Origin of the sequence: Terrimonas ginsenosidimutans, assembly GCF_022012415.1 — a bacterium.
GTDB lineage: Bacteria > Bacteroidota > Bacteroidia > Chitinophagales > Chitinophagaceae > Terrimonas_A > Terrimonas_A ginsenosidimutans.
Genome location: NZ_JAKLTR010000018.1, coordinates 118677 through 129317, shown reverse-complemented (window position 1 = coordinate 129317; position 10641 = coordinate 118677). Strand labels below are relative to the sequence as shown.

Annotated in this window: 8 protein-coding genes; 5 read left to right on the top strand and 3 right to left on the bottom strand. The window is 47.7% G+C overall.

Annotated elements, in window-relative coordinates; all coding sequences use genetic code 11:
- Positions 1-21: 21 nt before the first annotated feature.
- Positions 22-1776 (bottom strand): signal peptide peptidase SppA, encoded by a 1755-nt coding sequence (gene sppA / locus LZZ85_RS23210; protein WP_237875775.1) that lies wholly within the window; start codon positions 1774-1776, stop codon positions 22-24.
- Positions 1777-1889: 113 nt separating this feature from the next.
- Here sppA and folK point away from each other — a divergent pair, with 113 nt between their 5' ends.
- The 4 genes from folK (at position 1890) to LZZ85_RS23190 (ending at position 5816) form a co-directional block, all read left to right on the top strand.
- Complete coding sequence (folK, locus tag LZZ85_RS23205) at positions 1890-2384, top strand: 2-amino-4-hydroxy-6-hydroxymethyldihydropteridine diphosphokinase (RefSeq protein ID WP_237875773.1); 495 nt, start codon at positions 1890-1892, stop codon at positions 2382-2384.
- Between the two features lie 296 nt (positions 2385-2680).
- Positions 2681-3313: a deoxynucleoside kinase gene (locus LZZ85_RS23200; RefSeq protein ID WP_237875771.1), complete on the top strand. Its 633-nt coding sequence runs from the start codon at positions 2681-2683 to the stop codon at positions 3311-3313.
- A 130-nt stretch (positions 3314-3443) separates the two neighbouring features.
- On the top strand, positions 3444-4688 hold the full coding sequence (locus LZZ85_RS23195) for an MFS transporter (RefSeq protein ID WP_237875769.1): 1245 nt from the start codon (positions 3444-3446) through the stop codon (positions 4686-4688).
- Positions 4689-4919: 231 nt separating this feature from the next.
- Positions 4920-5816, top strand: coding sequence for an MBL fold metallo-hydrolase (locus LZZ85_RS23190; protein WP_237875767.1), 897 nt, complete (start codon positions 4920-4922; stop codon positions 5814-5816).
- A 140-nt stretch (positions 5817-5956) separates the two neighbouring features.
- On the opposite strand, the gene LZZ85_RS23185 is transcribed toward LZZ85_RS23190, so the two are convergent.
- Positions 5957-6451, bottom strand: coding sequence for a YkgJ family cysteine cluster protein (locus LZZ85_RS23185; protein ID WP_237875765.1), 495 nt, complete (start codon positions 6449-6451; stop codon positions 5957-5959).
- Positions 6452-6747: 296 nt separating this feature from the next.
- Between LZZ85_RS23185 and gcvP the strand changes: the two genes are divergently transcribed.
- Positions 6748-9618, top strand: coding sequence for an aminomethyl-transferring glycine dehydrogenase (gcvP, locus tag LZZ85_RS23180; RefSeq protein WP_255724209.1), 2871 nt, complete (start codon positions 6748-6750; stop codon positions 9616-9618).
- A gap of 119 nt (positions 9619-9737) precedes the next feature.
- Here gcvP and LZZ85_RS23175 read toward each other — a convergent pair whose 3' ends face one another.
- Positions 9738-10586, bottom strand: coding sequence for a cyanophycinase (locus LZZ85_RS23175; RefSeq protein ID WP_237875761.1), 849 nt, complete (start codon positions 10584-10586; stop codon positions 9738-9740).
- Between the last annotated feature and the right edge of the window lie 55 nt (positions 10587-10641).

The following is a 10641-nucleotide window of genomic DNA, read 5'->3' as shown; positions in this document are numbered from 1 at the left end:
ACAACGGTCAACGGTCAACGATCAGCGGACAACAAACCTGAACGGCATTCTCGCCTGCGTTCCTTTACTCATTTCCCTCACCCGTTTGAGTTCCTGGAAAATGACGTAGTTATCTTCCCCGATCTCTGCTTTCATTTTACCTGCATAATTCATCGGGTCCCGGTTCTCTCCAAAGATCTGTTCCATGAATGTCTGAGGTTCGGGATACTCGCTGACCCGGTAGCTTTCCAGTTTAGCCATACGCCCCGCGCATTGAATGGCGTCGTTCAGGCCACCAAAGCGATCAATAAGACCGATCTCTTTCGCACGTCTGCCGGTCCATACGCGGCCCTGTGCAATACTGTCAACATACGCAGTATCCATTTTGCGCCCTTCAGACACGCGTTGTTTGAACTGGGTATAGATCAGGTCAACGCTGGCCTGCATCATCCTTTTTTCGTTTTCTTCCAGCGGTCGATAAGCTGCGCCTGCATCGGCATAAGGACCGGTTTTCACACCGTCAAATGTGATACCGGCTTTGTTCTTGAAAAAGTTCTGCAGGTTAGGAACGATACCGAACACACCGATCGAACCGGTGATAGTTGTAGGCAGTGCAAAGATGCTATCTGCTCCACAGGAAATATAGTACCCCCCGGATGCGGCTACATCACCAAAACTGACCACGACCGGTTTTTCTTTTTTTGCGAGGGATAGTTCACGCCAGATATTCTCGCTGGCGAGAGAACTGCCTCCACCGGAATTCACGCGGAATACAATTGCTTTTACTGACTTGTCGAGCCGGGCTTTGCGGATCAGCGTACGATAGTTCTCGCTTCCGATCGTACCCTGATCGGCACGGCCATCAACGATATCGCCTTCGGCATAGATCAGTGCGATCTTCTCGCCTTTTACATCGCGGATCGCGCCTGCAGCGAGATAGGTACTCGCGGTAATAAAGTTGATCTTTTCGTATTTACCAAGATTGAGATGTGATTTGATCTCGTCTTTTACCTCATCGTCGTACTTGATCCCATCCACCAGCTTATATTCAGTTGCATCTTTGGCCGTCTGGATCGTACCATCGTTTGCGAGCTGATGCAGGGTTGCGGTGTCAACCTTTCTCGCCTCTGCTGTTTTCATCAACAGATCAGCATAAAGATCGCTCAGCCATACGGTGGTCTGGAGTTTGTTTGCCTCCGTCATACGGTCCGAACGCAATGGTTCCGTTGCACTCTTGAACTTACCGGCATAGAAGATCTGCGGCTCGATCTCCAGTTTGTCCAGCGTTCCTTTCAGAAAAAGATATTCAACACTATATCCACTCCAGTCGAGCATCCCAGCCGGGCTTACGTAGATCTTATCCGCAATATTTGCAACGCTGTATGCATTTTGTGTAATGATATCGCCATGGGCGATCACGAACTTTCTTGCTGTTTTAAAATCCTGGATGGCATTTCTGATCTCTTCACTCGCCGCGTAACTGTTGCTGTTGCCGTTGGCGATGATATAAAGTCCTTCAATATTTGCGTCGGTCTTTGCTTCGCGGATCAGGCGAACCATATCATAAAGACCAGGAACATCACGGTTGTCGCTACTGAAAAAACCGAGGGGATCGCGCTGCAGTTGTTCGGAGAAATGCTGGCTAAGATCAAGTACCAGCACAGAATTCGCAGTCACCACCGGCCTTTCTTTCTTGGAAAGCCCCCCTAATGCTGCCAGGAAAAAGAAAAAAGCTACGATCGTAAAGATCACGAGCGCCAGCAGGCAGGCAAAGAATATCTTGAAAAAATTACGCATACAGTCATTTAATTAAGGCCAAAGAAAACCCATTCTCTGATATAGTTTTAAAATGGCCGTTCCTCAACCTGCTCAAAAATAAAGATATTTGGCTCCCAGAAAAGGGGCTCAGTATGAACAAAGCATATTTATTGACGGGCGGTAATCTCGGAGACCGGGCCGGAAACCTCCGCCGGGCCACCGAATTGATCAGGGCCAGGGTCGGAAAGGTCACAAAAACCTCCGCTATTTATGAGACGGCGGCCTGGGGCTACAGCGATCAGCCCGGGTTTCTCAACCAGTGCCTGCTGGTGGAAACGGAACTGGGTGCCGCAGAACTAATGACGCAGTTACTGGAAATAGAGAAAGAAACGGGCCGGGTCCGGCTGGAAAAATACGGTCCAAGGGTAATTGATATAGACATTTTATTATTTAATGAAGATATCTACGATGAACCTCATATCCGCATCCCACATCCGCAGATGCAGAACAGGAGGTTTGCATTGACACCGCTGGCGGAAATAGCCGGAGAGCACGTTCACCCGGTTTTGCATAAAACAGTGGACCAGCTTCTGGCCGACTGCGCCGATCCCCTGGAAGTGACGCGCGTGGGTTCCGGCAAATTTTAAGACGTCGATTAATACAGAACAAGGTAGCTAACAAAAGGGGGAGCATCACAGCTCTGGCAGTCCGACTGCAGCAGCCCTTCAATGAATGCGAGATGCCACCGATCAGCCCATGCAATCAGACATGCCTCTTTGTGATCTGCGAATCAAATAGATCACTGTTGAGTAATAAAAACCCATCAGTAATCCGGGAGCCGGATCGGCTAAATCTGCGGTAAGCCCTGCACCTGATTTATCCACAATCACCTAAACACGAATTCATTCCTGTTTTCAATTCAGTTATTTTTGCGCAGACTACCATGAACTATAACTTCATTACCATAGAGGGCAATATCGGAGCCGGTAAGACGACCCTTTCAAACCTCCTGAGCAAACATTATAACGCGAGGCTGATACTGGAAGAATTTGCCGATAACCCTTTTCTCCCGAAGTTTTACGCCAATCCCCAACAGTTTGCTTTTCCACTGGAACTGTTCTTTATGGCGGAGCGATTCAAGCAACTGAAAGAATTGCTGCAGCAGCAAGACATGTTCCAGCAACTCACTATTTCCGATTATCTCTTTACCAAATGCCTGCTGTTTGCAAAGGTCACCCTGCCAGATGATGAGTTCAGACTTTACCAGCGGCTTTTTGACATCATTCATCAGCAATTGGTGGAGCCGGACCTGCTGATCTATCTGCATGCGCCAGTGAGCCGCCTGCAGGCAAACATCAAAAAAAGAAACCGCTCTTACGAACAGTCGATTCCTGATGATTACCTTTTTAATATCCAGGAGACATACACGCATTATATAAAACAACACAATATCAAAACATTGTTTGTGGATGCATCCAACGCAGATTTCCTGGGAAATGAAAAGCATTTGCAAACGATCATTGATGCGCTGGATAAGGATTATGGAGAGGGGCAACATTATTTAAGCCTTCCCTGACCGGGAATTTATTGGATCTCGGGATCAAAGGGAACCGGGTCTGCCGAGGGAAAAGTGTCAACTGTTCGAAAGAATTAATCTCATTAATCCGGCAAATCCCTCAAATCCCATTTAACTTTGCATTCAACTCATGAGTCAGCAGATCACCAACGACCCCTTCGCCGCGATACGCGTGCCGGAATATAGAAATCTTTTGATGGGCAGGTTTACTTTCATCATGGCTTTGCGCATGATGGGAACCCTTGTTGGATGGTGGATCTATCAGCTTACCAAGGACCCTTTCAGTATTGGGCTGATCGGCTTGTCTGAAGTGATACCCGCGCTGTCTATGGCTCTTTACTCGGGCCACGTGATCGATGTCAGCGAGAAAAGAAAGCTCTTACTCAGAAGTGTATTCTTTTATCTGTGTGCAGCGGCATGTTTGTTTATGCTTTCTACCGCATTTACACGGGAGCATATGCAAACACGGTATATTGTTTATTCGGTATATGCGGTTATTTTCTGTACAGGGATCATTCGTTCATTCTCCGGTCCCGTATTTTCCGCCATGATCGCTTCGATCGTACCACGGCAGGCGCTGCAAAACGCAACCACCTGGAGCCAGGGCACCTGGCTCACTGCATCCGTAACCGGTCATGCTGTAGGTGGCTTTCTTATTTCAATGATCGGCAACAGGAATACGTTTGCCGTTATCTGCATACTGATCATTTTTGCACTGATCATTCTTTTCCGGTTGAAGCCTAAGCCCGCCAGCAATGAGCGTGGTGAAAAGAAGACACTGGAAAGTGTGAAAGAAGGATTGAGATTTGTTTTCAAAACCAAAGCGTTGCTTGGCGCGATGTCTCTTGACATGTTCGCCGTACTCTTCGGCGGAGCAGTTGCGATGGTGCCCGTGTACGCAAGCGATATACTCAAGGTGGGACCGATGGGATTCGGATGGCTGAATGCCGCGAGTGATATAGGATCGATCTGTGTGGTTGTATTACTCACCATCGCTCCGATGAAAAAAGGCCAGGGCAAAAAGCTATTGCTCGCCGTAGGCGGATTTGGAGTCTGCATTATCCTGTTCGCATTATCAGAATGGTTTTTCCTTTCTTTCATGGCATTGATGTTTGCCGGTATCCTGGACGGGATCAGCGTGGTAGTCAGGGGTACCGTGATGCAACTCACCACACCCGATCATATGCGCGGACGCGTCAGCAGCGTAAGCCAGATGTTTGTCAATTCCAGCAATGAACTCGGACAATTTGAAAGTGGCTCCATGGCCAGGCTGATGGGTGTTGTTCCGTCCGTCATATTCGGAGGTAGCATGACACTGCTGGTAGTGATCATTACCTGGTTTAAAGCCCCAACGTTGAGGAAGTTTGAGTATTAGGGGATGTGAGGTTTGGAAGGCTTGAAAAGTTCCATAGGCTTTATAGGTTCCATGAGTTTCATAAGTTCCATAGGTCAATCGGGTTTCCCTAGTTTTCCAGGAATTTACCGTCACGCCGTGGAAACACTATCTAAAATACGCAAAGACTGCAAACCTATGGAACCGATAAAACCTATGGAACTCCCAAACTATTAAACTATTAAACCGTTAAACTTTTAAACTTTTTCCCCCATGAACCGTCGCAACTTCATCCTCCACAGCGCCCTGGGAATCGGTGCGCTTGGACTCGCACAAAACTCTTTGCTTGCAGCAATGGTACAGGATCCATGGAAGATCCAGATGTTAACGGACAGTATCGGTGTATTTACTGAGAAGGGTGGCACCATCCTGTTTTATCTTTCGAAAGAAGGGGTTGTGGTGGTAGATACTGAATTCCCGGAGCAGGCTGGTCATCTGATCACAGAATTGAAAAAACGTTCTACACAGCCTTTCGCCCTGGTGATCAACACGCACCATCATGGCGATCACTCGAGCGGTAATATTGCCTTCAAAGGACTGACCCCGCATGTGCTGGCACATGCAAATTCCTTAAAAAATCAGCAAAAGGCGGCGGCAGCGCAGAAAGCAGAGGATAAACAACTTTATCCCGACCAAACTTTTACCGATAAGATCACCAAACAGGTGGGCAAAGAAAAGATCACCCTGCATTATTTCGGACCTGCACATACAGACGGAGACGCATTGATCCATTTCGAAAATGCCAACATTATTCATATGGGCGACCTGATCAATAACCGCCGCTATCCCTATATAGACCGGACAGCAGGCGCGTCGGTACGCAACTGGGTGAAAGTGCTGGAGAAAACAGAAAAGACGTTTGATAATAAAACGACGTTTGTTTTCGGCCATGCATCACCGGGATTTGAAGTGTATGGAAAGAAGGCAGATATCGCTGTGATGAAAGATTATTTTGAAAAGTTACTGGTGTTCACGGAAGCAGAGATCAAAGCGGGCAAGACAAAGGAGGATTTCCTTAAGAATACATCCATCCCAGGGGTGACGGAATGGGTGGGCGAAGGCATTCAACGCTCGCTGACCGCAACATGGGATGAGTTGACGACGGGGTAAGGCGTAGGAGTATCGCAATGGACGCAAAGAGACCGCAGAGTGCGCTAAGAATATAAACTAAACTTAGCGCACTCTGCGGTCTCTTTGCGTCCATTGCGATACTCCTACGCCATTAAAACTTAATAGTTAATTTTTTTAGATCATCCGCCACGCTTTTCACTCTCGATCAGCTTCTCCACCACGTAATAAGTGATCGGGCAAAAGCTCGTATTCTTTAACGTTAGCGGCTGCCTCTTCAAGATCACATCTTCATCCGTATAAGGGAAGCGCTCACAATCCGACGGGCGCTGATCATATATCGAACAATAATTATCTGAGCCCAGGAATGGACACGGATGCGTGTTAGTCACGAAATCCCCATCGTCATCCACTTTCAGGTAGGTTTCTATAAAAACACTTTCTTTCAGCTTGAGATGCTTTGCGATCCGTTTTACATCCGGTGTTTTGAAGCGCGGAGAATAGTTCTTACAGCAGTTGGCGCATTGCAGGCAATCCACTCTCTCAAATGCTTCTTCATGAAGATCAGGGAGTTGCTTCAGCACTTTATTCTTATCCGCTTTTTTCAGGAATTGGCCATAGAGTTTCTGGCGTTCTTTCGACTTCTTCTCCCAGTTTGTTAATAGATCACTTGCCATAGAGGGGCAAAGGTAGGAAATTCGTTGTTCGTTGACCGTTCGCCGTCGTCCGCTGGCCACAGGTCGAGCGCTGATCGAGGTCCGTATATGGTCAAGTACCGTATTCCGGACAACGATCAACGGACAACGGATAACGATTCGAACAACCAAACCAACGAGTTATACCACCCTTATCCACCTTTCCCCGTCGCCCTCTCGTTTTCTGGATATCAGCACGTAACTTTGCACCGCTTTTAGGAATGCCGGCCCGCAGACTGCATGTTGGCAACAACAACAAATCCCACATTTACAATCATATGAGCCTGTTCGTACAACAATCAAACGAGTTTATCCCCCGTCATATCGGACCCCGTGAAACGGATGTACAAGCAATGTTGAAAACCATCGGAGCGGCCAGCCTGTCTGAACTGGTGAGCCAGACCGTTCCTCCAGCGATCCGTATGGCGAATGCGCTGAATATTCCTGCCGCCATGAGCGAACACGAATACCTGCAGCATATCAAAGAAGTATCGCTGAAAAACAAAGTTTTCAAAAACTACATCGGACAGGGATACTATGACACCATTACTCCATCAGTGATCCTGCGGAACGTTTTCGAAAACCCAGGCTGGTATACGCAGTATACTCCGTACCAGGCTGAGATCTCACAAGGCCGCCTGGAAAGCCTGCTGAACTTCCAGACCATGGTCAGCGATCTTACCGCTTTACCGATCGCGAACGCTTCCCTGCTCGATGAAGCAACCGCAGCAGCAGAAGCCATGACGATGTTCTTCAATACCCTGAACAAACAGGATCATATCGAACGCCCGAAATTTTTTGTCGACAGCGCCATCTTCCCCCAAACGAAAGATGTGTTGATCACAAGAGCGATACCGGTAGGCATCGAGATCGTGGAAGGCGATTATAAAACCGCTTCTATCGATGCTTCTTTCTTTGGTGCGATCGTGCAGTATCCAAACGACAAAGGATCTGTGGAAGATTACAAACAATTCATCGGAGCCGTTCATACAGCCGGTGCTTATGTTGTAATGGCGACTGACCTGCTGGCGCTGACGCTGCTTACACCTCCGGGTGAACTTGGCGCTGATGTAGCGGTTGGTTCTGCACAACGTTTTGGTGTGCCTTTGGGTTATGGCGGTCCGCACGCTGCGTTCTTTGCTGCTAAAGATGATTTCAAAAGAAATATTCCAGGCCGTATCATCGGTGTGAGTGTGGACGCACAGGGCAACCGCGCATTACGCATGGCTTTGCAGACAAGAGAGCAACATATCAAAAGAGAAAAAGCAACATCAAATATCTGTACAGCTCAGGCTTTGCTGGCAAATATGGCCGCGATGTATGCCGTATATCACGGTGCTGATGGACTGAAAAATATCGCTAAAAGAGTAGCGCTTCTTACACAGACCGTTGCTGAAACACTGGAAGAAATGGGCTTCGAACTCGCTTCCTCCAATTTCTTCGACACCATTACTGTTAAAGTAAAAGACGCGGCGGCTATTCATGCAAAGGCGGAAAGACAACAGATCAATCTCCGTAAGATCGATGGCCTGCATGTTGGTATTTCGGTTGACGAAACAACGGCGATCAGTGATCTGTATGATCTGATCAATTGTTTTGAGAATGATACAGACCCTGTTTCATTCGATATCCATCATGACGCAGAACTGGATCACATCCCATCCTCACTCGTTCGTACATCTGTATTCCTTACTCACCCGGTGTTCAATACACACAGAAGTGAAAGCCAGATGATGCGTTATATCAAGTCGCTTGAGAACAAAGATCTTTCTCTCAATACATCAATGATCTCACTTGGCAGCTGTACAATGAAATTGAACGCTGCAAGCGAAATGATGCCACTCAGCTGGGCACACTGGAGCAAGATCCACCCGTTTGCACCGGTTGACCAGGCGGAAGGTTACAAATATGTCATTGACGAATTAAGTAAATACCTCTGCGAGATCACGGCTTTTGATGCCTGCAGCCTGCAGCCAAACAGCGGTGCGCAAGGCGAATATGCCGGTCTTCTTACCATCAAAGCTTTCCATGAAGCAAACGGCGACCATCACCGTAATGTGATGCTGATCCCTATTTCAGCTCACGGTACAAACCCTGCCTCTGCGGTAATGTGCGGAATGAAAGTGGTAGTCGTAAAAGCGCTGGAAAATGGCTATATCGATATTGAAGACCTGAAAGTAAAAGCTGCACAACACGCCGCCAATCTTTCCGGCATCATGATCACTTACCCAAGTACCTATGGTGTGTATGAAGAAACAGTGAAAGAGATCACTGATATCATCCACGAGCATGGCGGACAGGTATACATGGATGGCGCGAACATGAACGCACAGGTGGGCTTAACTGCACCAGGTCTGATCGGTGCGGATGTTTGCCACCTGAACCTCCATAAAACATTTGCCATTCCTCACGGTGGTGGTGGCCCTGGCATGGGACCTATCTGCGTAAAGCAACACCTGGCAAAATTCCTTCCTGGTCACGTTGAAGTAACTGATGGAACAAAAGAGCATGCAGTATCCGCAGCGCCGTATGGCTCCGCATCCATCCTGCTCATCTCCTATGGTTATATCCGTATGCTGGGCACTGAGGGTGTGAAAGCTGCTACGGAATTTGCGATCCTGAACGCGAACTATATGCGTGCTAAACTGGATGGTCAGTACGATATCCTGTACACGAACCATAACGGTCAGTGTGCACACGAATTCATCGTTGACCTGCGTCCGTTCAAAAAAACAGCAGAGATCGAAGCGGAAGATGTTGCAAAACGGTTGATGGACTATGGCTTCCACGCTCCTACCATGAGCTTCCCTGTTCCAGGCACGATCATGATCGAGCCAACGGAAAGTGAAGACAAGGCTGAACTGGACCGTTTCTGCAATGCATTACTTTCTATCCGTGATGAGATCAGGGCGATCGAAGAAGGTAAGGCCGATAAAAAAGATAACCCGCTGAAACATGCACCGCATACACAGGCAGTGATCTGTGCAACAGAATGGAATCATGCTTATACACGTGAAGCAGCTGCCTTCCCGCTGTATTATGTAACACTGAATAAGTTCTGGCCTTCTGTAGCCCGTGTGAACAATACGCATGGCGACAGGAACCTGATCTGTACCTGCGAGCCGATCGAAAGCTATATGGAAGCTTAGAAGTATCGCAGAGTGTGCTAAGAATAAACGCAAAGGACGCAAAGGATCTCCGGATCTTCTTTGCGTCCTTTGCGTTTATTCTTAGCACACTCTGCGATACTTTTACACCAACCCGTTAACTATTTCACAACAGAGAAGGAATCTCCTTTCACAAATAAAGACAGCGATGCTTTTTTTACACCGATCACTCCGTCGCTTTTAACCTGCATCTTCTGCGGATCACGCAGCACCACCACCTGCCCATCTCCGGCAACCTCCGCCTTTCCCTGGCTAACCAGTATAGCCGTCTCTTCATCAATCCCCACACATATCAGCTCCGGAAATGTATGCAATGCGGTCAGCAACCTGTTGTATCTGCTGCGCACAATAAAATGCTGATCGATGATGGCCGTTTTGATCAGTCCCAACCCTTCTTCAAACTCCACATTACCAGCTTTCACCATCGTGAAGCCCTCCTTCCCTTTTGCTTCAGGGAGTAACTGCGTTCCCGTGATCATTTTCTCACTCATTACAGCTGCACCGGCACTTGTACCGGCAATCATCGCTCCATTCCGATAGGCTTTGTGGATCGCATCATATACAGGCGTATTCAACACCACCTTCATAAAACGCGTCTGCTGACCACCTGTGATAAAGATCAGTTTGGCTTTTTCCAATGAATCAAGCCTTGAACGATTATTGACAGTTTCTTTTGTAAAGTCAAGATTAACCACCGGATTGTTACAAACAGGAGCTACCGATAATTTGAAGTAATGAAATGAGGTATCTTTCTCTCCGCTGGACATCGGCAGCACTCCTATATAATCTTGCGGAGAAAGATTGGCTGCGTCGATCATCGCTTTCATCAACCCGGGAGGACGGTCGCCGCCTCCGATGATGAACAGCTTCCCCTTCGGCGAATTGGTCTGCGCAAACAGGAATATTGAAAACAATTGACTGAGCAGTAAAGTCGTAAGCTTTAAATACATGAACCAGATTTTTCCTAAGATAACCCATTTGAAAAAGATATCCCTCCACGACAGG